Source organism: Streptomyces triculaminicus (assembly GCF_017349075.1).
Classification (GTDB): domain Bacteria; phylum Actinomycetota; class Actinomycetes; order Streptomycetales; family Streptomycetaceae; genus Streptomyces; species Streptomyces triculaminicus.
Genome location: NZ_JAFMOF010000004.1, coordinates 310,968 through 335,098, shown reverse-complemented (window position 1 = coordinate 335,098; position 24,131 = coordinate 310,968). Strand labels below are relative to the sequence as shown.

19 protein-coding genes and 1 pseudogene are annotated in these 24,131 nt (G+C 74.3%); 18 read left to right on the top strand and 2 right to left on the bottom strand.

The features are described 5' to 3' along the window. The first annotated feature begins 63 nt into the window (after positions 1-63). The 7 genes from J1792_RS25390 to J1792_RS25360 all read left to right on the top strand — a co-directional run bounded on the left by J1792_RS25390 (position 64) and on the right by J1792_RS25360 (position 11,136). On the top strand, positions 64-663 hold the full coding sequence (locus J1792_RS25390; protein ID WP_242646689.1) for a response regulator: 600 nt from the start codon (positions 64-66) through the stop codon (positions 661-663). A gap of 272 nt (positions 664-935) precedes the next feature. Beyond that, a complete protein-coding gene (locus J1792_RS25385) occupies positions 936-2,207 on the top strand; it encodes a phenylacetate--CoA ligase family protein (protein ID WP_086570901.1) in 1,272 nt (423 codons plus the stop codon). Next, positions 2,204-3,517: an MFS transporter gene (locus tag J1792_RS25380; RefSeq protein WP_207248284.1), complete on the top strand. Its 1,314-nt coding sequence runs from the start codon at positions 2,204-2,206 to the stop codon at positions 3,515-3,517. The genes J1792_RS25385 and J1792_RS25380 overlap by 4 nt, the downstream gene beginning before the upstream one ends. Further along, positions 3,514-4,656, top strand: a complete 1,143-nt coding sequence (locus J1792_RS35175; protein ID WP_207248283.1) for a GNAT family N-acetyltransferase — start codon at positions 3,514-3,516, stop codon at positions 4,654-4,656. Before J1792_RS25380 ends, J1792_RS35175 begins: the two co-directional genes overlap by 4 nt. Beyond that, on the top strand, positions 4,653-5,810 hold the full coding sequence (locus J1792_RS25370) for a LuxE/PaaK family acyltransferase (RefSeq protein ID WP_086570895.1): 1,158 nt from the start codon (positions 4,653-4,655) through the stop codon (positions 5,808-5,810). The genes J1792_RS35175 and J1792_RS25370 overlap by 4 nt, the downstream gene beginning before the upstream one ends. After that, complete coding sequence (locus tag J1792_RS25365; protein ID WP_307843092.1) at positions 5,807-8,320, top strand: acyl-CoA reductase; 2,514 nt, start codon at positions 5,807-5,809, stop codon at positions 8,318-8,320. Before J1792_RS25370 ends, J1792_RS25365 begins: the two co-directional genes overlap by 4 nt. A gap of 257 nt (positions 8,321-8,577) precedes the next feature. After that, on the top strand, positions 8,578-11,136 hold the full coding sequence (locus tag J1792_RS25360; protein WP_086570201.1) for a sensor histidine kinase: 2,559 nt from the start codon (positions 8,578-8,580) through the stop codon (positions 11,134-11,136). Here the strand turns inward: J1792_RS25360 and J1792_RS25355 are convergent. Further along, a complete protein-coding gene (locus J1792_RS25355; protein WP_086570203.1) occupies positions 11,123-11,809 on the bottom strand; it encodes an esterase/lipase family protein in 687 nt (228 codons plus the stop codon). The two genes, J1792_RS25360 and J1792_RS25355, sit on opposite strands and share 14 nt — an antisense overlap. Positions 11,810-12,067: 258 nt before the next feature. Here J1792_RS25355 and J1792_RS25350 point away from each other — a divergent pair, with 258 nt between their 5' ends. Both J1792_RS25350 and J1792_RS25345 read left to right on the top strand, forming a co-directional pair. After that, positions 12,068-12,583, top strand: coding sequence for a hypothetical protein (locus tag J1792_RS25350; RefSeq protein ID WP_207248282.1), 516 nt, complete (start codon positions 12,068-12,070; stop codon positions 12,581-12,583). A 114-nt stretch (positions 12,584-12,697) separates the two neighbouring features. Beyond that, the gene (locus tag J1792_RS25345) at positions 12,698-14,380 is read left to right on the top strand and encodes a DUF885 domain-containing protein (RefSeq protein ID WP_207248281.1); all 1,683 of its coding nucleotides are present in this window, start codon (positions 12,698-12,700) and stop codon (positions 14,378-14,380) included. 40 nt (positions 14,381-14,420) lie between these two features. Here the strand turns inward: J1792_RS25345 and J1792_RS25340 are convergent, their stop codons facing one another. Next, positions 14,421-15,383, bottom strand: a complete 963-nt coding sequence (locus tag J1792_RS25340; RefSeq protein ID WP_207248280.1) for a LuxR C-terminal-related transcriptional regulator — start codon at positions 15,381-15,383, stop codon at positions 14,421-14,423. A gap of 380 nt (positions 15,384-15,763) precedes the next feature. Between J1792_RS25340 and J1792_RS25335 the strand changes: the two genes are divergently transcribed. From J1792_RS25335 to J1792_RS25300, 9 genes and pseudogenes are all read left to right on the top strand, one after another. Continuing rightward, positions 15,764-16,045: a hypothetical protein gene (locus J1792_RS25335; protein WP_086570222.1), complete on the top strand. Its 282-nt coding sequence runs from the start codon at positions 15,764-15,766 to the stop codon at positions 16,043-16,045. Positions 16,046-16,155: 110 nt separating this feature from the next. Continuing rightward, positions 16,156-16,368 (top strand): MbtH family protein, encoded by a 213-nt coding sequence (locus J1792_RS25330; protein ID WP_086570224.1) that lies wholly within the window; start codon positions 16,156-16,158, stop codon positions 16,366-16,368. Between the two features lie 56 nt (positions 16,369-16,424). Further along, on the top strand, positions 16,425-17,273 hold the full coding sequence (gene ddaH / locus J1792_RS25325; protein WP_086574282.1) for a dimethylargininase: 849 nt from the start codon (positions 16,425-16,427) through the stop codon (positions 17,271-17,273). Further along, a complete protein-coding gene (locus J1792_RS25320; protein WP_207248279.1) occupies positions 17,270-18,301 on the top strand; it encodes a TauD/TfdA family dioxygenase in 1,032 nt (343 codons plus the stop codon). Before ddaH ends, J1792_RS25320 begins: the two co-directional genes overlap by 4 nt. Further along, positions 18,294-19,006, top strand: a pseudogene (locus J1792_RS35940) (AMP-binding protein). Before J1792_RS25320 ends, J1792_RS35940 begins: the two are co-directional and overlap by 8 nt. Next, complete coding sequence (locus tag J1792_RS34505) at positions 18,906-20,054, top strand: non-ribosomal peptide synthetase (RefSeq protein ID WP_307843091.1); 1,149 nt, start codon at positions 18,906-18,908, stop codon at positions 20,052-20,054. Before J1792_RS35940 ends, J1792_RS34505 begins: the two are co-directional and overlap by 101 nt. Continuing rightward, positions 20,051-20,839: a thioesterase II family protein gene (locus tag J1792_RS25310; protein ID WP_207248278.1), complete on the top strand. Its 789-nt coding sequence runs from the start codon at positions 20,051-20,053 to the stop codon at positions 20,837-20,839. The genes J1792_RS34505 and J1792_RS25310 overlap by 4 nt, the downstream gene beginning before the upstream one ends. Beyond that, positions 20,836-22,326, top strand: a complete 1,491-nt coding sequence (locus J1792_RS25305; RefSeq protein WP_086573922.1) for an AMP-binding protein — start codon at positions 20,836-20,838, stop codon at positions 22,324-22,326. Before J1792_RS25310 ends, J1792_RS25305 begins: the two co-directional genes overlap by 4 nt. Positions 22,327-22,380: 54 nt before the next feature. Further along, positions 22,381-24,129 carry a condensation domain-containing protein gene (locus J1792_RS25300; RefSeq protein ID WP_307843090.1) on the top strand — a complete coding sequence of 583 codons (1,749 nt, stop codon included), beginning with the start codon at positions 22,381-22,383 and terminating at the stop codon, positions 24,127-24,129. The last annotated feature ends 2 nt before the right edge of the window (positions 24,130-24,131 follow it).

Here is a 24,131-nt window from a genome sequence, read left to right as displayed (position 1 = left end):
GTACAGCAGGTGATCCGTGTCATCGTCGCCGACGACGAGCCGCTCATCAGGGCGGGCATCAAAATGATCCTCACCTCGGCCGACGACATCGAGGTGGTGGCCGAGGCGGCGAACGGGCGCGAGGCGGTCGAGCTGGCCCGGCGGCACCGGGCGGACGTGGCGCTGCTCGACATCCGGATGCCGGTCATGGACGGCCTCACGGCCCTCGGCGAGCTCGGCCGCGCGGTGCCGGGCACACGGGCGCTGATCCTGACCACGTTCGGGGAGCGCGACAACGTCCTGCGGGCCCTGCGCCAGGGCGGGGCGGGCTTCCTGCTCAAGGACTCCGCCCCGAGCGAGCTGATCGGGGCGGTCCGGGCGGCAGCGGCGGGCGACGCGTATCTCTCGCCCGCCGCCACCCGGCACGTGGTCGACTCCCTGGCCGGCGGTGCCGCCGCCACCCGGGCCGAGGAGGCCCGGCAGCGGGTGGCCGTGCTCGGCGACCGCGAACGCGAGGTGCTGGCCCTGCTGGGCGAGGGGCTCTCCAACGCCGACGCGGGCAGGCGGCTCCATATGAGCGAGGCCACGGTGAAGACGTATGTGAGTCGGATCCTCGCCAAGCTCGCATGCGACAACCGCGTGCAGGCCGCCTTGCTGGCGCGCGACGCAGGCTTGGGGTCCTGAGGCGGTCAGACCGAAGAAAGTAAGGTTTCAGGCCACCTTTGCCTGACATGTGTTCAGAGATTCGGGGATTTTGCGATATGTTTTTCGGCGTTCCCTCGTGACGGAGCGTCGGACGCGACGCCGGAGCGACGTCGGGAGTGCGTTGCACGCGCTGCGCGCCTCCTCCCGCGGAACACCTCGCACAGGCACGTGGCGGGAGAACCCTTCCCCGCCGCGCATCGCCATGCCGCACCATCTCCAGCCCTGTCCCGCATCACCTAGGCAAAGGCCGCATGTCCGTTCATCCGCTATCGGACCTCATACGTTTCACCCGCCATAACTCTCCCTTTTACTCGGCGCTCTACGCACACCTGCCGGCCGGCACGGACCGTCTCGCCGATCTCCCCGTCGTCGACCAGAACGCCTTCTGGGCAGCGAACACCCTCCAGGACAACACCGTGCTGACCGCCCCGCTCGGCGAGGCGGTCGTCTACAAGACCGGTGGCACCACCGGCGCACCGAAGTTCTCCTGCTTCACCCGCGAGGAGTGGCGGGAGTTCGTCACCGCCTTCGGTCAGGGGCTCGTCGAGGCGGGCCTGCGTCCCGGCCACCGGGTGGCGGACCTCTTCTACGCCGGAGAGCTCTACGCCAGCTTCCTCTTCGTCCTCGACTCCCTCGCCCACGCCCCCGTCGACAACGTCCGCCTGCCCATCGGCGGTGCCGCCCCCCTGGAGACCACGGTCCCCACGCTCGAGGACTTCGGCGCGCAGGTCGTGGCGGGCACCCCGACCACCCTGTGCCGGCTCGCCGAGCACGTGGTGGCGACGGGCCGTCAACTTCCCTCCGTGGAGCTGCTGTTCTTCGGCGGCGAGGCCCTCTTCGACGACCAGCGCCGGCTGCTGGCCGCCGCCTTCCCGCACGCCGAGGCGCGCTCCCTCGGGTATGCCAGCGTCGACGCCGGCCTCCTCGGCCGCCCCGTGCCCGGCCCCGACCCCCGTGTGCACCGCGTCTTCTCTCCGCACACCGTCGTCGAGATCCTCGACGAGACCACCGACGAGCCCATCGAGGAGGAGGGCCGCGCCGGACGCGTCGTGGTGACCCAGCTCTTCCGCAGGCTCATGCCCGTCATCCGCTACCCCGCGGGCGACCGCGCGGAGTGGACCGACCGCGCCGCCGGCCACTTCCGCATCCTCGGCCGCGCCGAGGAGGGCGTACGCGTCGGGCCCGTGTCGCTGTACTCGCAGGACGCGCTCGCCGCCGTCGCCGCCGCGGACACCGACGGCCGCGTCATGGGCACCCAGCTGGTGGTGCGCCGCCACGAGGGCCGCGACCAGCTCGTACTCCGCCTGGCCACCGCCCCCGGCGACGACGACGCCGCCGAGCTCGAGGTGCTCGCCAAGGCCGTCGTGGCCGAGCTGAACGCCGCCCGTCCGCTGTACCCCGACAGCGTCGACGCCGGCTACGTCCACCCCATGACCGTGGAATGGGCACGCCACAGCGACCTCGTCGTCAACTCCCGCTCCGGCAAGCTCGTCCGCGTCATCGACGAGAGGCCGACCGCATGACCACCTCCGTTCCGGCGGCCGCCGAAGGCCGCCGCCTGCCCCTCGTCCTGCGCAACCGGGCCTTCGGAACCGTCTGGCTGGGCCAGGTCCTGACCCAGGCCGCGGTGCGGATGTTCCAGGTCGGCATCTCCTGGTGGCTGGTCGCCTACGCCGTCAGCGGCGGCCGGGGACTCGCCTCGGGGCTGTTCATGGCCGTCAGCACGCTGCCCGCCGTGGCCCTGGCGCCCGTCGTCGCCCGGACCGTCGCCCGCTTCGCCCCCCGCTCCGTGCTGCGCGCCGCCGCCGGCGCGGCGGGCGCCATCGCCGCGGTGCTGGCCGCCTGGGCCTGTGCGAGCGGGCTGCCGCTCGCCGCCGCGTACGCCGCGACGCTCGCCCTCGCCGCCTGCCAGGCCTTCTTCGACCCCTGTCTGACCACCTCGGTGCCCGACCTCGTCGACGACGAGGACATCGAGGCCGCCACCGGCTTCGAGCTGTCCACCCAGTCGCTGGCCAGCCTCGGCGGGGCCCTGCTCGGCGCCCTGATCGTCGACCGGGCGGGCGTCGCGGGCCTCGCCGTGGGCTGCGCCTGCGCCTACGTCACGGCCGCGGTGCTCATCGCGACCGTCCGCTTCCGCCCGGCCGCGGCCGCCACCGCCGACGGCGACCCGGAGGCCGCCCCGGCGCCCCGGACGCTGCGTCAGATCCTCGCCGGCCTGCCCCAGGTCCGCAGGATCCTGCTCTGCTTCACCGCCGCCAACCTCTTCACCACCGCGGTCTTCGTCGTCATCCCGCTCTACACCAAGTCCGTCCTCGGCGACGGCGGTTCCACCGTCGCCCTGCTCGAGGCCTCGCTGGGCGTCGGCACGCTGATCGGCTCCTTCACCGGCGCCCGGGTGCCCGGCCGCCCCACCGCCCTCGGCGCCTGCCTGCTGGGGGTGATGGCCGCCGCGTTCGCCGTCCCCGGCCTGGTGGCCGGACGGTTCGTCATGGCGGGCTGCCTGGTGGCGGCCGGCTGGTGCGTGGGCGTGATCGGCGTGCGGTTCGTGGCGCTGTTCCAGCGGCTCGTACCCACCGCCGACAAGCCCGGCTTCTTCGCGGTGATGCAGGCGGTGCTGGGCGCGACGTTCCCCCTCGCCTCGCTCCTCTTCGGCCTGCTGGGCGACCACCTCTCCGTGCGCGTCCTGTGCCTGATCCAGGCCGCCGGACTGATCCCGGCCGCCTGCGCGCTGGCCCTGCTGCGCGGGAGCACCGACGGGCGCGAGAGCACCGACGGGCAGGAGCCCGCCGACGAGCGGACGCCGGAGACCGCCGGCGCGGGAGGACGGGCATGACCATCGTCATCGACGCGGCGACCCCCGCCGACATCGCCGACCTGCGCCAGCTGTACTACGCCGTCTACGGCCCGCACTACCCCGTCGCCCTCGGCACCGACCCCGTGGAGATGTCCCGCCTCATCGCGGACCCGCACTCCCTCTGGCTCGTCGCCCGCTGCCCGCGCACCGGCGGCCTCGCCGGATCCGCCGCCATCCGCAGCGAGGCCGGCAGCCGCACCGGCAAGCTCGAGGGCCTCGCCGTCCACCCGGACCACCGGGCGGCCGGCCTGGCCGGGACGCTGACCGAGGAGCTGTGCGCGCGGATGCTGGAGACCGGGCGGCTGGACTCGGTGTACGCCACCGTCCGCACCGTCAGCGCCGGCCCGCAGCGCGTGGTCTCCCGCAACGGCTTCCGGCCGCTGGGCATCCTGCCCAACGCCGTGGACCTCAGCAGCCGGGAAAGCCTCGCACTCTACGCGCGTCACTCCGCCGGGGTCCTGGACCGCCGCGTCCCCGTCCCCGAAGTGCCGGCCCCGCTCGCGCCCCTGCTGCGCACCGTCGAGCGCAACCTGGGCATCGACTACGCGGACACCGCCGTCACCGCGCCGCTGCCCACGCGGGCGAGCACGACGCCGGCGCGGCTGGAGATGATCGAGGCCCCCGGCTTCGTACGCCGCCGCTTCCACGACCGCTTCCCCGACGCCGACCGCTGGTTCTACCCGCTGCACACCCCCAACACCCTGCTGGTGGCCGACGACGACCGCTTCGAGGTGTACGCCTACCTCAACCGCACCGGACGCTACTGCGCCCTGGTCGCCGCCCACCCCGGCCCGGCCGTCGCCGCCGACTGCCTGGAGGCGATCACCCGGACCCTCACCCGGGCCGGCACCGGCTACGTCGAGGCGCTGCTGCCGCTCTCCGAGCACGGGCTGCTCTCGGCCTTCCTGGCCCAGGGCTTCATCCCCAGCGCCCTCTACCCCGCGATGCGCCCCGAGGCCGACGGCGACCGCTTCCACGACTACGTCGTGATGTCCCGCGCCGCCGAGCAGATCGACTTCCGCGGCGTGGTCGTCGACGAACAGCTCCAGCCGTACCTGGACGCCTATGCGTCGGCCTGGGCGTCGACGTACCTGCCCACACTCGAGGTTGCCCCATGACCCCCGTCAATCCCCATCTCGCCCCGGTCGCCGTCCCCGACCCGGCCCTGCTGTCCCACGTGCAGCGGCTGTGCGACCTGACCGACCCGTACGCCTCGGGCCCCGCCGAGGAGGAGCTGTTCGCCGCCGCCATGGCGGAGACCAACGCCTGGCACGCGGACCGTTCGCCCTTCTTCCGGAGCCTCCACGCCGGCGAGCGGCCGCCCACCCCCTACGACGCCCCGCTGGTCCACGCGAACTTCTTCAAGCGCCACGAGGTCCTCTCCATCCCCCGGGAGGACGTGCACCTGCACCTGACCTCGTCCGGTACCACCGGCCAGAAGTCGCAGATGTTCTTCGACGAGTGGACCATCCGCTCCGCCCAGCGCATGGTCGCCCGCATCTTCGACCGCAACGGCTGGATCACCCCCGACCAGCCGGTCAACTACCTGCTCTACAGCTACGAGCCCGCCCGCGACCTCAAGCTGGGCACCGCCTTCACCGACAACTACCTGTGCGACTTCGCCCCCGCGCGGCACGTCGAGTACGCCCTGCGCGACACCGGCAACGGCCATGAGTTCGACCCCTTCGGCTGTGTCGCCGCCCTGCGCCGCTTCGCCGAGGAGGACGCGCCCGTGCGCATCCTGGGCTTCCCGGCGTTCCTCTGGTTCACCCTGGAGCGGATGAGCGCCATGGGTCTGCCGCCGCTGACGCTCCCCGAGGGCTCCCTGATCATCCTCGGCGGCGGCTGGAAGGGCCACACCGACCGGCAGATCGGCAAGCACGAGCTCTACGCCCGCGTCACCGAACAGCTCGGCGTCCCCTCCGAGCGGATCCGCGACACCTTCGGCTCCGTCGAGCACTGCGTCCCCTACATCGAGTGCTCGCACCACAACCTCCACGCGCCCGTCTGGTCCCGCGTGTTCATCCGCTCCACGCGCACGCTGGAGCCGCTCGGCCACGGCGAGCGGGGCTACCTGCACCTGGTGTCCCCCTACATCACGTCCGTACCGGCGCAGAGCGTCGTCATGGGCGACCTCGCCTCCCTGCACCCCGGCGAGGAGTGCGGCTGCGAACTGGACACCGACTGGTTCGTCATCCACGGCCGCGCCGGAGTGAGCCGCAACAAGAGCTGCGCGGTGGCCGCCGCCGAACTGATGAAGGGCATGTCGTGACCAACGGGACCACCCACCACCCGCACTACTGGCAGGGCGCCTTCATCGACGACGAGGAGGCGGGCCGGCGCCTGGCCGGACTGCCCGCCGCCGTCGAGGCCGCCCTGGCCAGGCCCCTGGAGACGGAGACCCTCCTGGCCGCCTGCGACACGCTGGCGACCGCCCTGCTCGACCCCGCCCACCCCACCCACGCCCGCCTCGCCCGGCACCTGCCGGAGGGCGAGGACGCGGGCGTGCTCGCCGAGCTCGGCGCCTTCCTCGGCCGCCGGGAGCTGACCCGCAAGCTCCGCCGCGAGCTCGGCGGCACCGCCCCGCAGCGGCTCGGCCGCCCCGACGCCCGGGAGACCGTCTACGAGGCCTGGGCCCCGGTCGGCCTCGTCGCCCACATCGCCCCCGGCAACGCCGCCACCGTCGCCCCCCTCAGCCTCGTCGAGGGGCTGCTCGCCGGCAACGTCAACATCCTCAAGACCAGCGGCTCCGACACCCTCCTCGCCCAGCACCTCCTCGCCGAACTGGCCGCCCTCGACGAGAGCGGGGCCATCGCCGAGCGCGTCATCGTGCTGCGCTTCTCCTCCGCGCGGCAGGAGTGGCTGCGGCTGATGTGCGCCCCGGCCGACGCCGTCGCCGTATGGGGCGGCGAGGCCGCCGTCGAGGGCGTCGCCGCCCATGTGCCGGCCGGCTGCCGCCTGGTGGAGTGGGGACACAAGATCTCCTTCGCCTACCTCACGCGCGACGCCTGGCAGGACGCGGAGGTCCTCGACGCCCTCGCGGCCGACGTGTGCCTCTACGAGCAGCAGGCCTGCTCCAGCCCCCAGGTGGTCTACCTCGACACCGAGGATGCCGACGAGGTCTTCGCCTTCGCCGATCGCTTCGCGACCGTCCTGGCCGCCATGCCGCCCGCCGAACCGCCCACGGACGGGCCCGACCCCGCCGAGGAGGCCGAGCTCACCACCACCGAGCTCATCGCCCGCCTCGAGGAACACCTCGGCCTCACCCACGTCGTCAGCGCCCCCGACGGCTCCTGGCGCGTCATGGCCGACACCCGGCCCGCCCTCACCGCCTCCCCGCTGCACCGCAGCGTGTGGGTCAAGCCGCTGCCCCGCCGGAACATCCTGGCCACCCTGCGCCCCATGCGCCGCTACCTGCAGACCGCGGGCATCGCCGGGAACCGCACCGACACCGCCGAGCTCGCCCGGCTGACCCTGGCCGCGGGCGCCACCCGCGTCACCCCGGTCGGCGCCATGCAGTCCGGCTACTCCGGCGAGCCGCACGACGGCGTCTACGCCCTGCAGCGCTACAGCCGCCGCGTCGCCGTCCAGGCCGACGAGCGCTTCGCCACCACCGCGTGCCTCGACGACCTGGCGCGCCCGGTGCAGTTCCCCGCGCCGAGCGGACCCCTGCTGGACAAGACCGCCGTCCAGGAACTCAACCACGGTGTCGACCGGCGCGACGCCGAGCTGTACTTCCGCAGCGGCGGCAGCACGGGCACGCCGGCCCTGTCCCTGTTCACCTACGACGACTACGACACCCAGATGCACGCCGCCGCCCGCGGCCTGCTGGCCGCCGGCTACGACCCGGCACGCGACCGCACCGCCAACCTCTTCTACTGCGGCGGCATGTACGGCGGCTTCATCAGCTTCTTCTCCATCCTGGAGCGGCTGGGCGGGGTCCAGATGCCCATCGCGGCGAGCGCCGACCACCGGGCCACGGCCGAGGCGATCGTCGCCCACGAGGTCGACACCCTCTTCGGCATGCCCTCGTACCTGTGGCAGCTCCTCCACGAGGAGGGCGAACGACTGCGCGCCTACGGCGGCATCCGCAGGATCTTCTACGGCGGCGAGCACTTCACGGCCGAACAGCGCCGCACCCTCGCCGAGACCTTCGGCATCGAGACCATACGCTCGATCACCTACGGCAGCACCGACCTCGGCCCCCTGGGCTACCAGTGCGCCGAGAGCACCGGCGGCGTCCACCACCTGCACGCCGACCTGCACACCCTCGAGATCCTCGAGACCGACGCCGACCGCCCCGTGGCGCCCGGCGACACCGGCCGCCTGGTCTTCACCACCCACGCCCGGCGCGGCCAGAACCTGGGCCGCTACGTGATCGGCGACCTCGGCCGCGCCCTTCCCGGCCGCTGCCCCTGCGGAAGCCACGCCCCGCGCTTCGAACTGCTCGGCAGGCTCGGCGACGTGATGCGCGTGGCCACGTACTTCCTCAACTACCGGCGCATCGTCGCCATCGCCGAGGAGGACCGCGGCTACGCCGGCGAACTCCAGGTGCTCCTCACCGACGCGGGCCCGCGCGAGCGGCTCACCGTCCGCGTCGAGGACACCCCCACGGCGACGCCGGACGACCTGCGCACCGCCCTCCTCGCCGGCTACCCGGAGCTGCGGTCGGCCGTCGAGGAGCGCCTGCTCGACCTCGTGGTCGAGACGGCGGACACCGCGGACTTCCACCGCACGGCGTCCAGCGGAAAGCTGCGGGCGGTGGTGGACGAGCGGCACTGAGCGCTCCGCCGGTAGTGCGTTCGCGTTCGTCCGCGGGCCGGTGGGGCCTCTCGCGCGGTTCCCCGCGCCCCTTACGGGGCGCGGGTACCGCACCGGACTTCGACAAGAGCGCTTGGCCGCGCCCCGCGCCGCAGTCAGAATCGCGTCAACGTCGCGGCCCGGCCTGCCGCCGCCCGCCCCGGCGACCTGACGATGGGTCATAACCCCGCAGGCCGCCGGGCGGCGCGCCGCCGCCCCCGAGACGAAGGAGCGGCACCATGCCCCAGGCCGGTGCTCCGTCCGACACGCCGGGCCGTCGCCCCGGCACACTGAAGGTCTTCCTCGGCGCGGCCCCGGGAGTCGGCAAGACCTACCGGATGCTGGACGAGGGCTGGCGCCGCTCCCTGCGCGGCACCGACGTCGTCGTGGCCCTCGCCGAGTGCCACCACCGCCCGCACACCGAGGAGATGCTCGAGGGCCTGGAGATCCTGCCCCGGCTGCGCCGCACCCACCGGGGGGTGGAGTACGCCGAGCTCGACCTCGCCGCCGTCCTCGAACGCCGCCCCGACGTGGCGCTCGTCGACGAACTGGCCCACACCAACGCCCCGGGCGCCGGCCACCCCGAGCGCTGGCAGGACGTCGAGGAACTGCTGAGGGCCGGAATCGACGTCGTCACCACCGTCAACATCGAGGACCTCGAGTCCCTCAGCGACGTCGTCGAGAAGATCACCGGAGTGCCGCGGCACGAGACCGTACCCGACGAGGTCGTACGCCGCGCCCACCAGATCGAGCTCGTCGACATGGCACCCGAGGCGCTGCGCCGCCGCATGGCCCACGGCAACATCCACGCCCCCGAGGAGATCGACGCCGCGCTCTCGCACTACTTCCGCGTCGGCAATCTCACCGCCCTGCGCGAGCTGGCCCTGCTGTGGGTCGCCGAGCGGGTCGACGAGACCCTGCACCGATACCGTGCCGAGCACGGTATCGGCGGCGTGTGGGAGACCCGGGAACGCGTGGTCGTCGGCATCACCGGCGGCGCCGAGGGCGACACCCTCATCCGCCGCGCCGCCCGCATCGCCGCCCGGTCCTCCGGCGGGGACCTCCTCGCCGTCCACGTCGCCCGCAGCGACGGCCTCGCCGGGGCCTCGCCCGCCGCGCTGGCCCGACAGCGGCAGCTCGTGGAGAGCCTGGGCGGCAGCTACCACACCGTGGTCGGCGACCACGTGCCCATGGCCCTGCTGGAGTTCGCCCGCGCCGAGAACGCCACCCAGATCGTGGTCGGCGTCAGCCGCCGCGGCCGGCTGCAGCGCGTCCTCGCCACACGCGGGGTGGGGGAGGCGGTGGTCGAGGCCTCCGGGGACATCGACGTCCACCTGGTCACCCACGAGCGGGCCGGGCGGGGGCGCGGCCGGCCCGCCCCCGGCCGGGACCTCGCCCTCGCCCGCCGGCTCGGCGGGCCCCTCGCCGGACTCGCGCTGCCCGCCCTGCTGACCCTGCTGCTGCGGCGCCCGGCCGTCGCCGACGCCCTCAACCTCAACCTCACCAGCGAGGCCCTGATCTTCCTGGTGGCCGTCGTCGGCGTGGCCTGCATCGGCGGGGTGCTGTCCGCCCTGCTGGCGTCCCTCGCGGCCTCGCTCCTGCTCAACTACTACTTCATCCCGCCCGCCGGCCGCTTCACCATCGCCGAGGCCAACAACGTCCTGGCCCTGGTGGTGTTCGCGCTCGTCGCCGTCACCGTCGCCGCCGTCGTGGACCGCTCGCTGCGGCTCAGCCGCCGCGCCGCCCGCGCCACCGCCGAGGCCCAGACCCTGTCCTCGCTCGCGGGCGGCATCCTGCGCGGCGAGCAGGACGTGCCCGTCCTGCTGGAACGCACCCGCGAGACCTTCGGCATGGAGTCCGTCGAACTGCGCCCGCGCCACGGGGACGGGGAAACGGTACGGGCAGGCCGCGCGCCGGACGACGGGGACGGCACCGGGATCCGGGTGCCGGTGGGGGAGGACCGCCTGCTCGTCCTGCGCGGCCGCGACCTGCCCGCCACCGAACGGCGGGTGCTCACCGCCTTCGCCGCCCATCTGACGGCCGCCGTGGAACGCGCCCGCCTCGCCGAGGCGGCGGCCGAGATCGAACCGGTCAGGGCCGCCGACCGCATGCGCACCGCCCTGCTCGCCGCCGTCAGCCACGACCTGCGCACCCCGCTGGCCAGCGGCTGGGCGGCCGTCAGCTCCCTGCGCAGCCGGGACGTGCGCTTCTCCGACGAGGACAAGGAGGAACTGCTGGCCACCGCCGAGGAGTCCCTGGCCCGGCTCAACCGGCTGGTGGACAACCTCCTCGACATGAGCCGCATCCAGGCGGGCGCCCTGACCCTCCACCTGCAGCCCACCGCGCTCGCCGACGTGCTCCCGCCCGCCCTGGACAGCCTGCCCGAGCCGCCGGCCGACCCCGTCGTCGCCCAGGACCTGACGCCCGTACCGGACGTGCTCGCCGACCCGCCGCTGCTCGAGCGCGTCCTTGCCAACCTGGTCGCCAACGCCGCCCGCCACTCGCCGCCCGGCCGTCCGGTCACCGTCACCGCCAGCGTCCTCGCCGGCCGCGTCGAGCTGCGCGTCGTCGACCGGGGGCCCGGGATCCGCGCCGCCGACCGGGAGCGGGCCTTCGCGCCGTTCCAGCGGCTCGGCGACACCGACAACACCACCGGCCTCGGCCTGGGCCTGGCCCTCTCCCGGGGCCTGACCGAGGCCATGGGCGGCACGCTCACCCCCGAGGACACCCCAGGCGGCGGCCTGACGATGGTCGTCTCGCTGCCCGCCGTCCCGGCGCCGGCCCCTACGGCCGAGTGAGGAAGGCGCGGACCTGCCGGGAGACCGTGTCGTCCGTCAGCAGCCCGTTGTGGGTGGGGCAGCCCTCGGCCCGGGTGTTGACGGCGCCGTCGAGCTCGGTGCTCGAGACCGGGACGATCACGCCGTCGCACGGCGACGACCACGTCCCGTAGCGCGTGGCGCCGGGAGTCTCGTCACCGGAGTTGAGCCGCGTCAGGACGTACGAACCGGGAGTCATGTCCTTGCAGGCCTGGTTCCACAGCGCGCACGCCCAGGCCGTGGTCGTCCCGTGGTTGGGCCCCGCCAGCGACGCCCAGTGCCCGACCTTGTCCGCGCCGCCGCCGAACTTCACGTACCAGCGCGAGGGCAGGCTGCCCAGGCTGTGCGCGACGATGTCCACGCGCGAGGCCCCGGTGCGGGCCAGCACCGCGTCGACGTAGGAGGCCAGCCGGCCGGAGAGCACCTCGTTCGTCGACTGGCGGGTGTCGTACGACCAGGCCGCGAGCCGGTCCTCGGGATACCCGGCGCGGACGAAGTCGGCACGCATCTCGCCCCAGACGCCCGGGTCCGCGTTGGCGCCGTGCACGAACACCACAGGATCGGGAGGAGTGCCGGCGGCCAGGGCGGGCGGAGCGGCGCCGAGGGCGACGGCGGACAGGACGAGCGAGAGGGCGGCGATGAGCAGACGGCGCATGGGGTGGGGGCACCTTTCTGTTCTGCACGTCGGTTCGGCACTTCGGTTCGGCACTTCGGTTCCGCGACGGTGCTGCGCAGGGATCGCGTCCCGCGCGGCGATCCGCTCCTGTGCGCCGGAACTATGCCAGCCCCACCGGCCGCACGGACAGGGGAGGCCGCGTGCATGGAAGGAACCCATCCGGGTAACTCGTCCGCTCTGCAAGGTGAACAGCGATGCGCTGCCGCGAGCGGCGCCCTGCGATTGGGGGCACGACCCATGTCCATATCCCGCACGACGTGGCGCACCACTTGGCGCACGGGGGCGGCGCTCGCCGTCCTCGCCGCGCTGACGACGTCCGCCGGCGCGTTCGCGGCGCCTGCGGGCGCCCCCGCCGGAGCCACGCAGCCCGCGCCGGACCACGAGGGCAGCCCGTCCTCGGCCGTCGACCGGGTGGCGGCCTTCTACGGCGCGTACGTGGACGCCCGCACGGGCACCCCGGACGGGGCCCTGTCCGACGCCCTGCGCGCGCACTTCCTGACCCGCGAGTTCCGCGGGCGCCTGGCGGCCTGGGAGCGCAAGCACGGGGCGGACGGGGTCCTCCGCGCGCAGAACACCCCGCACGCGTGGCGCGTGAGCTACGACAACAGCGGCGCGGGCCACACCTGGACGCGCGTCCGGCTGGCCTGGGGCGACGAGGCGAAGCCCACGTACACCTATGTGAGCGTGCAGTCCGACCTGAACACGAAGCTGATCTCCGACATCAAGGAGGCGGACGGGACGACGGGGGAGTGAGGGGGCCCGGAGCGCTCCTCGCCCGCGGCCCGTTCGTCACATGACTGGCCGGAAAGAGGCGTCGGCCGGGACCGTTCCGGTCCCGCGCCGCGCCCGGCGTACCAGGATGGCCGCATGTCGAAGACCCTCAGCAGCGTGTCGCCCCGGCAGGTCGCCGACGACTACGTCGAGGCCCTGGTCGCCCTCGACCCGGCCACCGGCTCGAACCTCGGCGTCGCCGAGAGCCATCGCCGCCTCCCCGACCCCTCCCCCGACGGGCAGCAGGCGCTCGCCGATCTGGCGCTCGCCACGCTCCGGCGGCTGGACGAGGCCGAGGCACGGGCGGGTACCGGTGACGGGCCCGAGCGGCGCTGCGGACGGCTGTTGCGCGAGCGGCTGACCGCTCAGCTCGCCGTGCACGACGCGGGGGAGGGGCTGTGCGCGGTCAGCAACCTGCGCTCGCCGGTGCACACCGTCCGCAAGGCGTTCACCGTGATGCCGACGGAGACCGAGGAGGACTGGGCGGCGGTCGCGGAGCGGCTGGATGCCGTCGGCGGCGCGCTCGAGGGATACCGGGCCGCTCTGGCGCTGGGCCTGGAGCGCTCCCTGCACGGCGGCCCCCGCGCGGTCGGCGCGCTGATCGGCCAACTGACCGCCTGGGCGGAGACCGCGGGCGGCTGGTTCCAGGACTTCGCCGCGGCCGGCCCGGACCGCCTGCGCACCGGCCTGGACGCCGCGGCCCGGCGTGCCGACGACGCGGTGGGCGCGCTGCGCGACTGGCTGCGCGACGTCTACGCCCCCGCCGTCGAGGACTCCCCGGACACGGTGGGGCGCGACCGGTACGCCCTGTGGGCGCGGCAGTTCAACGGCGCCGACCTCGACCCGGACGAGGCGTACGCCTACGGGTGGTCCGAATACCACCGGCTGCTGGCCGAGATGCGCCGCGAGGCCGCCAGGGTGCTGCCCGGTGCGGGCCCGTGGGAGGCGCTGGCCCACCTCGACGAGCACGGGGTCCACATCGAGGGCGTCGCGGAGGTCAGGGCCTGGCTGCAGGAGCTGACGGACGAGACGATCATCGCACTGGACGGAACGCAGTTCGATCTCGCCGAGCGGGTGAAGAGGGTGGAGGTGCGCATCGCGCCGACGGGCAGCGCCGCGGCCCCGTACTACACCGCCCCCTCCGAGGACTTCTCCCGGCCCGGCCGGACCTGGCTGCCGACGATGGGCGCGACGCGCTTCCCCGTCTACGACCTGACCGCCGTCTGGTACCACGAGGGAGTGCCCGGCCACCATCTGCAGCTGGCGCAGTGGAGGCACGTCGCGGACCGGCTCTCCCGCTACCAGGCGACGGTCGGGGTGGTCGGCGCGGACACCGAGGGCTGGGCGCTGTACGCCGAGCGGCTCATGGACGAGCTGGGCTTCTTCACGGACGCCGAGCGCCGGCTCGGCTACCTCGACGGGCAGATGATGCGGGCCGTCCGCGTGATCATCGACATCGGCATGCACCTGCGGCTGGAGATCCCGGCGCACTCCCCGTTCCACCCGGGCGAGCGCTGGACCCCGGCGCTGGCGCAGCGGTTCCTCGCCGCGCACTGCGGCCGTCCCGCCGACTTCCTGGAGAGCGAGATGGTCCGCTACCTCTCGGTGCCGGCCCAGGCCATCGGCTACAAGCTGGGCGAACGGGCCTGGCTGCTGGGGCGGGAGCGGGCGCGGGCCGCGCGCGGCGGCTCCTTCGACGCCAGGGCCTGGCACATGGCGGCCCTGTCCCAGGGGTCGCTGGGCCTGGACGACCTCGTCGAGGAACTCGGCCGGCTCTGAGCGGACCGCCGGGGGCCCTCCCGGCTGCCGGCGCGGGCTGTCACAGCCAGCTCAGCCGTGCCGCCTTCAGGCCCGCCTCGAAGCGGCTGCGCGCGCCCAGGCGGTCCATGATGGAGGCCATCGTGCGGCGGGCGGTGCGGGGGGAGATGTGGAGTTGTCTGGCGGCGAACTCGTCCGTGTGTCCCTGGGCGATGTAGGAGAGCAGGGCGCGTTCGTGGCCGGACAGCGCGGGGCCGGAGCCGAGCGGGGCGGACCGTTCCCAGGTCTGGTCGAAGAGGGCGGTCAGGGGGGCCAGCAGCGCCGGGCCGGAGAGGTACAGGGCGCCCTTGCGGGTGTCGTCCGGATCGATGGGGATCAGGGCCGAGGCCCCGTCGACGACGACCATCCGCGGCGGCAGGCTCGCCGCGGTGCGGAACTCGCCGCCCTGGTCGGTCAGCCACCGCGCGTAGTCGAGGGTCGCGGCGTCCTCGCGGATCCCGTCCAGGCCGATCGTACGGATCGTCACCCCGCGGTCCATGGCGTGCCCGTCGTTGAGCCGCGCCGCCCGCAGAGCCGCCGCCGACTGGGGGCCGCCCGGCATGAACGTCAGCACTTCGCGGACCGCTTCGCGGGCCAGTTCCTGCAGCCGCCGCTGGACCGCGTCCATGCCCTCCAGCCGCTCGACGCCGCCGCCGTCGGAGGGGCGGGTTCCGGTGTGGGCGAGCATGCGGACGAACGAGGCGTGGCTCGCGGCTATCTGCCGCTGGCGCTCGATCAGTTCGTCGTGCTGCCGGGCCAGCAACTGCTGGAGGCCCACGGCCGGCTCCACGGCCACGAAGCGGCCGGGCGCCTCGAAGGACTCCTGGATCAGCCGGAGTTCGAACAGCTTGTCCAGGCAGGCGCGGACGCGGTCGGAGCTGGTCGCCAGGCGGGCCGCGATCTCCTCGACGCCCAGGGCGGGGGACTCCACCATCTCTCGGTAGACGGCCTCGTCCGTCGTCTCCAGGCCGAGCGTAGCGAACATTCGTTCCCCATTCATGTGACATGTGCCCCGTGGCGGACAGTGTGGGCCGAGGCGGTCAACAGCGGATCAACACGCATTGAATGCAGGTCCCGCCGACCGTGTCACAAACCGGCCTGGACGGTTTGGACCGGCCCGAAACGCTTCCCGGGCCGAGGGGCCGCCGACCAGGATGGTTCCACCGGGACGGCGCGGCACACCCCGCCACCCGGTCTGCTCCAGCAGCACCACCAGCCCGGTCAGCCCGATCAGACGAGGTGTTTCCCATGGCAGTCCGCACCCGTGTCCCCGACGGCCCCGCCGCACCGGCCGCAGCCGTCCGCCAGGTCCCGACCACCCGGGTGGTGCGGCCGCTGTGATCTGGGACTGACGCACCCCCGACCATGCGACTGACCGCCATCACTCTGACCGCCACCGGGCCCGGCGCCCGTCAGGTACTCGACGCAGCGCAGGTGTCCGCCGTGCTGTGGGTCGCGGCAGTCGCCGAGGACCGCCTGGAGCACGTCAGCATCCGCTGCGCTCCCGGCCACGTCCACCTGGGGATCTTCACCCTGGCCCGGTCCGAGGCCACCGCCGCGGCCGCCGCCCTCGGCATCTGCCGGCGCGCGCTGGCCATGTCCCCGCTCCTGCGCGAGTGGAGCGTCGGCGCCGTCCGCGCCGCGTAGGGCGGGCATCCGTCACCCGTTCCGCACGCCGGTCACCGGTGTACGCCACGCCGGTGCGCCGCCGTGCCCGAAACCCCCACCACCCCCATCCACGAGAGAGGGAATCCCCCATGGCCAACCCCTTCGAGGGCGACGACGGCGACTACCTGGTCCTGACGAACGAGGAGAACCAGCACTCGCTCTGGCCCGCCGCCATCGACGTGCCCGCCGGATGGACCGTCGCCCACAGCGAGGACACCCGGGCCGCCTGCCTGGACCACATCGAGCGGACCTGGACCGACATGCGCCCGGGCTCCCTGATCGCCCTCACCCGCGAGCCCTAGCCGGCCCGGTCCGGCCCTCCCCGCCCCCGCCCCGCCCACCCGACTCGGAGATCCCCATGTCCGAACAGCGGCACCCGGCCCGCACGGCCCGCCCCCGGCACTACCTGATGTGCCGCCCCACGCACTTCACCGTCGACTACCGCATCAACCCCTGGATGGACCCCGCCAAGCCGGTCGACACCGCGCTGGCCGTGCTCCAGTGGGAGCGGCTGTACGAGCTCTACCAGGAGCTCGGCCACACCGTCGAGCTGATCGAGCCGCTGCCCGGCCTGCCCGACATGGTGTACGCCGCGAACGGCGCCACCGTCCACGACGGCCGGGTCCTGGTCGCCAACTTCCGCTACGAGCAGCGGGCCGCCGAGGCCGCCGCGTACCGCGAATGGTTCGAGAACGCCGGCCACACCGAGGTGCGGGACGCCGTCCACACCAACGAGGGCGAGGGCGACTACCTGGTGGCCGGCGACCGGGTGCTGGCCGGCACGGGATTCCGTACCGAGCCGGCCGCGCACGCCGAGGCCCAGGAGCTGTTCGGCGTGCCCGTCGTCGGCCTGACCCTCGTCGACCCCCGCTACTACCACCTCGACACCGCGCTCGCCGTCCTCGACGACGACGAGATCATGTACTACCCGGACGCCTTCTCGGACGCGAGCCGGCGGACGCTCCGGGAGTTGTACCCGGACGCGCTCCTCGCCGACGAGGCGGACGCCGAGGTGTTCGGCCTGAACGCCATCTCCGACGGGCTCAACGTCCTCCTCCCACAGGCCGCGACCGCCCTCGCCGACAAGCTCGCCGCCCGCGGCTTCCGGCCCGTCGGCATCGACCTGTCCGAACTCCTCAAGGGCGGCGGCAGCGTCAAGTGCTGCACCCTGGAGATCCGCCACGGCGCCACGGGCGGCCGGCGGTGAACGCCCGCTGGACCGTGGAGCCCGGCAGACCCGCCACCCTCGAGGCCCCCGACCTGTCCGGCGTCGAGGAGGCCGTCGCCTGGCTGGAGTCCACGCACACCGAACTGCTGGCCGGCCTGCGGGAGCACGGCGCCGTCTACTTACGCGGCCTGCCCGTGCACAGCGTCGAGGCCTTCGCACAGGTCCGCGACCTGCTCGTACCGCGGCGCACCCCGTACCGGGAGAAGGCCACGCCCCGCAGCGACTTCGGCGGTGGCGTCTACTCCTCCACGGACCTGCCGGCCGCCCAGCCGATCAGGCCCCACAACGAGAACAGCTACACCCTCACCTTCCCCGGGCTGCTGCTCTTCGGCTGCCTGAGCGCACCCGAGCAGGGCGGCGCCACCCCCGTCACCGACTGCCGCAGCGTGCTGCGCAACCTTCCCCCGCACCTGGTGGAGCGGATGCGCACCCACGGCTGGCTGCTCAAGCGCGCCTACTCCGAGCACCTCTCGGTGGACTGGCAGTCCGCGTTCGGCACCGACTTCCCGGCCGAGGCGGAGCGCTACTGCCAAGAGAACCTCATCTCCTGGACCTGGCGCGAGGACGGCGGCCTGAGCACCCGCCAGCTGCGGCCGGGCATCGTCCGCCACCCGGAGACCGGCGAGGAGGTGTGGTTCAACCACCTGGCCTTCTGGAACGAGTGGTCGCTGGAAGAGGAGGTCCGCGAGGCCCTCGTGGAGGAGCTCGGCCACGACGGACTGCCCTTCAACACCGCCTTCGGCAACGGCCTGCCCCTCACCCGCGAGGAGCTCGGCACCGTCAACGCCGCCTACGAGGCGGCCACCGTCCGCCGGCCGTGGGAGCCGGGCGACCTGATGCTCGTCGACAACGTCCTCAGCGCGCACGGCCGCGACCCCTTCTTCGGCGACCGCCGGATCCTGGTCGCCATGGGCGACCCCCTGGCGCTCGCCGACTGCCGGCCCACCGTGGAACCCGCCGCCGACGCGCCCTGCCCCATACCGGAGGCGGTGACCTCGCATGACTGACGCCCGCACGCTCCCGCTCCCCGCGGACCCGGTGGACCGGTTCCTGCAGACCGTACGGGCCATGCCGGACCGCACTGCCGTCATCGGCCCTGACACCACCCTCACCTTCGCCGAACTGGACGCCCGCACCGGGGACCTCGCCGGCCGCCTCCACGACCTGGGCATCGGCCCGGGCGACCGGGTCGGCGTCGGCCTGCCCCGGGGCGTGGACTGGGTGGTGGCACCGCTCGCCGCCTGGCGCGCGGGCGCCGCCTACGTCCCCTCGACCCGGCCCACCCCACCGCCCGGCTCGCCCGCGTCGCCGCCGACGCCGGGCTGCGCGCGCTGGTGACGGACACCGGCACACCCTCCTGGCTCACCGGCGTGCCGGTCCTCACGCCCGGCCCCACGGGCGCCGCCGCACCGCCGCGCGGGAAGGCGGACGTCCTGGACCCGGCGTACGTCATCCACACCTCCGGCTCCACCGGCACCCCCAAGGGCGTCGAGGCCTGCCGGGGCGGCGTCGCCGCCCTCATCGCCGGCCTGGAACAGCGGGGCGTGTACGCGGAGGGCCCCGGGTCGTCGCCTGGAACGCGAGCATGTCCTTCGACGCCTCCGTCCAGCAGTGGGTCCGGGTGTGCCGCGGCGACACCCTGGTCGTCCTCGACGACGCGGACCGCACCGACCCGCACCGGCTGGCCGCGCTCCTCGCCGAGCACCGGGTGACCGACCTCGACCTCACCCCCTCCCACTGGGCCGCCCTCGCCCCCACCTGCTGCCGTCGGCCGCCCCCGAGCGGAGGCTGCGTCTGCTCATCGGCGGCGAGCCGGTGCCGCCGCGCATGTGGCGCGAGCTCGCCGACGCCTCGGGCGAGGGCCGGATCGAGGCGTTCAACCTCTACGGGCCCACCGAGACCACCGTCGACGCCACCGCCTGCCGCGTCGAAGGCCCGGGCCCGCACCTGGGCAGCCCCCTGCCGCGGGTACGGGCGTACGTCCTCGACGACGCCCTGCGCCCCGCCCCCGCCGGCACCGCCGGCGAGCTCTACCTGGCGGGCCCCGGCCTGGCCAACGGCTACACCGGCCGGCCGGCGCTCACCGCCGAACGGTTCGTCGCCGACCCCTTCGCCGCGGACGGCACCCGCATGTACCGCACCGGCGACGAGGTGCGCGAAGGCGCCGACGGAACCCTGGAGTTCCTCGGCCGCACCGACCGGCAGGTCAAGGTCCGCGGCTTCCGGGTGGAGCTCGGCGAGGTCGAGGCGGCCCTGTGCTCGCACCCCGGCGTCACCGGCGCGGTGGCGACCGTACGCCGGGGGACCGACGTCCTCGCCCACTACGTGCCGGCCGACGGCGCGGCCCCCACCACCGCCGAGCTGCGGGCGCACACCGCCGCGGCGCTGCCCGGCTACATGGTCCCGGCCGCGTTCGTCGCGCTGGACGCCCTGCCGAGGACCGTCAGCGGCAAGGTCGACGTACGCGCCCTGCCGGATCCGGAGCCGCAGTCCACGCCGGAACGCCCCGGCCCCGGGCCCGGCAGCGAGATCGAGGAGCTGATCGCCGGAGTGTGGTCGGAGGTCCTCGGCCGCGACGACATCCATCCCGACGACGACTTCTTCGCCCTCGGCGGCCACTCCCTGGTGGCGCTGCGCGTCGTCTCCCGCCTCAAGAAACGGATCGGCGTCGTCATGCCGACGAAGGACGTCTACCGGCACCCGCGCCTGCGCGACCTCGCCGGGCACGCCGAAGCGCTGCGCGCGGGGAGGACGGCATGAGCACCGCACACGGCACCACGGTGCTCGCCCTGAAGCGGACCGAGCGGGCGGAACGGACGCTGGTGTGCCTCGGCTTCTGCGGCGGCGGCACGGCGGCCTACCACGAGTGGGCCGACGCGATGCCGCCCGCCACCGACCTCCTCGCCGTCTGCTACCCCGGCCGCGAGGGGCGCTTCGCCGAGGACTTCGCCGAGGACTGGGACGCCCTCGCCGAGGACGCCACCGCCGCCGTGCGCGCCGCCACGGCGGACGGCGCCCCGTACGTCCTCTTCGGCCACAGCATGGGCGGCTGGATGGCGTTCGACGTCGCCACCCGGCTGGCCGCGGCGGGCGACCCGGCGCCGGAGGCGCTGGTGGTGTCCGCGTGCAACGCCCCGGACCGGGGCCTGACCGAGCGCGACCGGTTCCCCGACCCGCGCGACACGGACGACCAGCTCCTGACGTGGATGAGCACCCACGGGCTGCTGCCCGCGCACGTCCTCGAGGACGAGGACCTGACGGAGATGGCGGTGGAGCTGATGCGCGCCGACCTCCGGGTCCGCGACACCTTCACCCACACCGGGGCGAAGGTCGCCGTCCCCCTCCAGGTCCTCTCCGGCGCCGACGACCCCGTCGTCGAGGACGACGCCGGAACCCGCTGGGGCGGCCTGACGACCGCCGCCCACCGGCACGACGTGCTGCCCGGCAGCCACTTCTACACCCCCGGCATCTGGCGCACCCTCCCGGACCGCATCGCGGCGCTCCACCCCGACGCACCCCTGACGAAAGGCGCCCTGAGCGGATGACCGGCGACACCTCACTGATCCGGCACCTCGTCGACGCCGCCCACCGGCACCGCGACGCCGTCGCCGTGACCGACGGCGGCATCCACCACACCTACGCCGAACTCGACGCGGCCTCGGCCGAGATCGCCGGCGGACTCGCCGCGCGCGGCATCGGCCCCGGCGCCGTCGTCGCCGTCCTCGCCACCCGCTCCTGGGAGCGCTGCGTCGCGCTCCTCGGCGCCTGGCGCGCCGGCGCGGGCGTCCTGTCCGTCGACCCGGGCCTTCCGCCGGCCAGGGCCCGCAAGGTCGCGCACGGCGCCGGCTGCGCGCTGGTGCTGCGCGCCGCCGACCTGCCCCCCGCCACCTGGGACATCCCCGAACACACCATCGGCGAGGTGCGCGGCCCCCGCCGGGACCGGGTCACCGACGGGCCGGTGTGCTACGTCATCTCCACCTCCGGCTCCACCGGCGAACCCAAGGCCGTGGCACTGCCCCCGGTCGTCCTCTCCGGCCTCGGCCGGTGGCACGTACGCCACTGGCGCTACCAGTCCCCGCCGCACACCCTGCACACCACGTCCGTCGGCTTCGACGTCGGCTACGAGGAGATCGTCGCCACCTGGCTGGCCGGAGCGGCACTGATCGTCGTCGGCGACGAGGAGCGGCAGGACCCCTTCACGCTCGTCGACATCATCCGCGACAACGGCGCGGCCCGCGTCTTCCTGCCCGTCGTCGGACTGCACGGACTGGCGATGGCGACCGCCGTCGAGGCCATGGAACTGCCCACCCTCCGCGAGATCCTGGTGAGCGGCGAGCCCCTGGTCGTCAACGACGAGGTCCGCAATCTGTGCGCCCGCGGCGCCATCGACCTGGTGAACCAGTACGGGCCCAGCGAGACCCACGTCGTCACCCAGCACCGGCTGCCCGGCTACCCCGCCTCCTGGCCCGACCACCCGCCCATCGGCACCCCCGTCGCCGACGCGGAACCGCTGCGCCTGGACGACGGCCGGCTGCGGCCGTTCGAGCCCGGCGAGGAGGGCGAACTCGTCATCGCCGGCGACTGCGTGGCCCTGGGCTACCTCGGCGACGACGACCTGACGGCACGGAAGTTCCGCACAGCCGTGCACCGCGACGGCGGAACCCGCCGCTGCTACCTCACCGGCGACCTGGTGCGCTTCGACGGCACCGCCTTCCACTTCCTCGCCCGCGCCGACGACCAGCTCAAGGTCAACGGGTACCGGGTGGAGCCCGGCGAGGTGGAGGCCGTCCTCGGCGGCGTCCCCGGCGTCCGCCGGGCGGCCGTCGTCGGCGTGAAGGTCGCCGCCTCGACCCAGCTGGCCGCCGCCTACCTGCGCGAGACCGGCTCGGACGTCGGCACCGACGACCTGATCCGCGCCTGCGCCGCCCAGCTCCCCGCCTACATGGTGCCGAAGCGGTTCACCGCGCTCGACGCCCTGCCCGTCACCCCCAACGGCAAGATCGACCGGGCCCGGCTCCGGGACATGGTCTGACGCCGCCTCACCGGCCCTGACGCACCGCGTCACGAAGACAGGAAACGGATCATTGTGGCAACGCCCCTGACGCCCCGGGAAGCCATCCTGTGCGGCCTGCTCGCCGACCTGTTCGGCGTCCCCCGGGTCGCCCCCGGCGACAGCTTCGTACGGCTGGGCGGCGACAGCATCATCGCCGTACAGCTCGTCGGCGCCGCCCGCAAGGCGGGCCTGCGGATCGGCGTGCGCGACGTCCTCACCCAGCCCGACGTGGCCGCACTGGCGGCCGTGGCCAGGACCGCCACCACGGCCGGCACCCGTACCGGTGACGGCGACGGGGCCGGCCCGCTGCCGCCGACGCCGATCATGCACTGGCTGCGCGAGCGCGGCGGCCCCGCCGACCACTACCACCAGTACGTCGTCGTCCGCACCCCCGCCGGGCTCACCCACGAGCGGGCGCTGACGGTGATCCAGGCCCTGCTCGACCGCCACGACGCGCTACGGCTGCGCCGCACGGCACCCGGCGGCGCCCTCACCGACCACTTGGTGATCCAGCCCGTCGGCGCCGTGCGGGCCGAGTCCGCCCTCACGCGGGTCAGCACCGAAGGACTCGGCCCCTCGGACACCGCCCCCCTCGTCCGGCGCGAGGTCGAAGCGGCCAGGGACCGGCTCTCGCTCGGTGACGGAGCCGTGCTCCAGGCCGTCTGGTACGACGCCGGCCCCGACCGGCCCGGCCGCCTCGCCATGGTGATCAACCACATGGTCGTCGACGGCATCTCCTGGCGCGTCCTGACCGGCGACCTCGCCACCGCCTGGGAGGCCGTGTCCGCCGGCCGCCCGCCGCGGCTCGACCCCGTGCCCACCTCCTTCCGCCGCTGGGCCGGCCTGCTCGCGGCCGAGGCGTCGACCGCGCGCCGGGCCGCCGAACTCCCGTACTGGACCGACACCGTGCGGCCCGGCTCCCTCCGCCTCGCCGACCGTCCGCTCGACCCCGGGCAGGACCTGGAGGAGCGGGCCGGCCACCACGCCGTCACCCTGCCCGCCGGCATCACCGGCCCCCTGCTGACGGAGGTGCCCGAGCGGCTCAACGCCGACGTCAACGAGATCCTCCTGACCGGCCTCGCCCTCGCCCTGGCCGAACACCGCCACCACCACGCGCCCGGCGGCGCGTCCGGCGTCCTTGTCGACCTCGAGGGCCACGGCCGCGAGGAGCTCTTCGAGGACGCCGACGTCTCCCGCACCGTCGGCTGGTTCACCAGCATCTTCCCCGTCCGCCTCGAGCTCGGCCGGTTCGACGCCCGCGACGTCCGCGCCGGCGGCCCCACCGTCGGGGCGGCCCTCGAGCGCGTCAAGGAACACCTGCGCGGCATCCCCGACAAGGGCATCGGCTACGGCCTGCTGCGCCACCTCCACCCGGCCGCGGGCCCGGAGCTGGCCGGCGCGGCCACCGCCGAGATCGGCTTCAACTACCTCGGGCGTTTCACCGGCGACCGGGAGCGCGACTGGCACATCCTGCCCGAGTACGGCGCCCGCCTGGACTCCGTCACCCCCGGCATGCCCATGGCCCACGTCGTGGAGATCGGCGCCATCACCCTGGACTCCCCGGACGGGCCGGTCCTGCGGGCCGACTGGACCTGGGCCACGGGAGCCGTCGGCGAGGCGGCGGTCCACGGGCTGGCCGAGTCCTGGTTCCGCATGCTCACCGCCCTCCTCACCCGTGCCCGCCGCCCGGACGCCGGCGGGCCGACGCCCTCCGATGTCGCCCTGTCCTCCATCGGCCAGGACGAGATCGACGACCTCGAAGCCGCGCTGGAAGCCTTCTGATG

What these genes read in the sequence shown, in the direction of transcription:
- J1792_RS35175 (WP_207248283.1), top strand. Translation starts at nt 3,514, where the DNA reads ATGACCATCGTCATCGACGCGGCGACCCCCGCCGACATCGCCGACCTG.
- J1792_RS25335 (WP_086570222.1), top strand. Translation starts at nt 15,764, where the DNA reads ATGCGACTGACCGCCATCACTCTGACCGCCACCGGGCCCGGCGCCCGT.
- J1792_RS25345 (WP_207248281.1), top strand. Translation starts at nt 12,698, where the DNA reads ATGTCGAAGACCCTCAGCAGCGTGTCGCCCCGGCAGGTCGCCGACGAC.
- J1792_RS25370 (WP_086570895.1), top strand. Translation starts at nt 4,653, where the DNA reads ATGACCCCCGTCAATCCCCATCTCGCCCCGGTCGCCGTCCCCGACCCG.
- J1792_RS25350 (WP_207248282.1), top strand. Translation starts at nt 12,068, where the DNA reads ATGTCCATATCCCGCACGACGTGGCGCACCACTTGGCGCACGGGGGCG.
- J1792_RS25330 (WP_086570224.1), top strand. Translation starts at nt 16,156, where the DNA reads ATGGCCAACCCCTTCGAGGGCGACGACGGCGACTACCTGGTCCTGACG.
- J1792_RS25310 (WP_207248278.1), top strand. Translation starts at nt 20,051, where the DNA reads ATGAGCACCGCACACGGCACCACGGTGCTCGCCCTGAAGCGGACCGAG.
- J1792_RS25385 (WP_086570901.1), top strand. Translation starts at nt 936, where the DNA reads ATGTCCGTTCATCCGCTATCGGACCTCATACGTTTCACCCGCCATAAC.
- J1792_RS25305 (WP_086573922.1), top strand. Translation starts at nt 20,836, where the DNA reads ATGACCGGCGACACCTCACTGATCCGGCACCTCGTCGACGCCGCCCAC.
- J1792_RS25380 (WP_207248284.1), top strand. Translation starts at nt 2,204, where the DNA reads ATGACCACCTCCGTTCCGGCGGCCGCCGAAGGCCGCCGCCTGCCCCTC.
- ddaH (WP_086574282.1), top strand. Translation starts at nt 16,425, where the DNA reads ATGTCCGAACAGCGGCACCCGGCCCGCACGGCCCGCCCCCGGCACTAC.
- J1792_RS25360 (WP_086570201.1), top strand. Translation starts at nt 8,578, where the DNA reads ATGCCCCAGGCCGGTGCTCCGTCCGACACGCCGGGCCGTCGCCCCGGC.
- J1792_RS25390 (WP_242646689.1), top strand. Translation starts at nt 64, where the DNA reads ATGATCCTCACCTCGGCCGACGACATCGAGGTGGTGGCCGAGGCGGCG.
- J1792_RS25355 (WP_086570203.1), bottom strand. Translation starts at nt 11,809, where the DNA reads ATGCGCCGTCTGCTCATCGCCGCCCTCTCGCTCGTCCTGTCCGCCGTC.
- J1792_RS25340 (WP_207248280.1), bottom strand. Translation starts at nt 15,383, where the DNA reads ATGTTCGCTACGCTCGGCCTGGAGACGACGGACGAGGCCGTCTACCGA.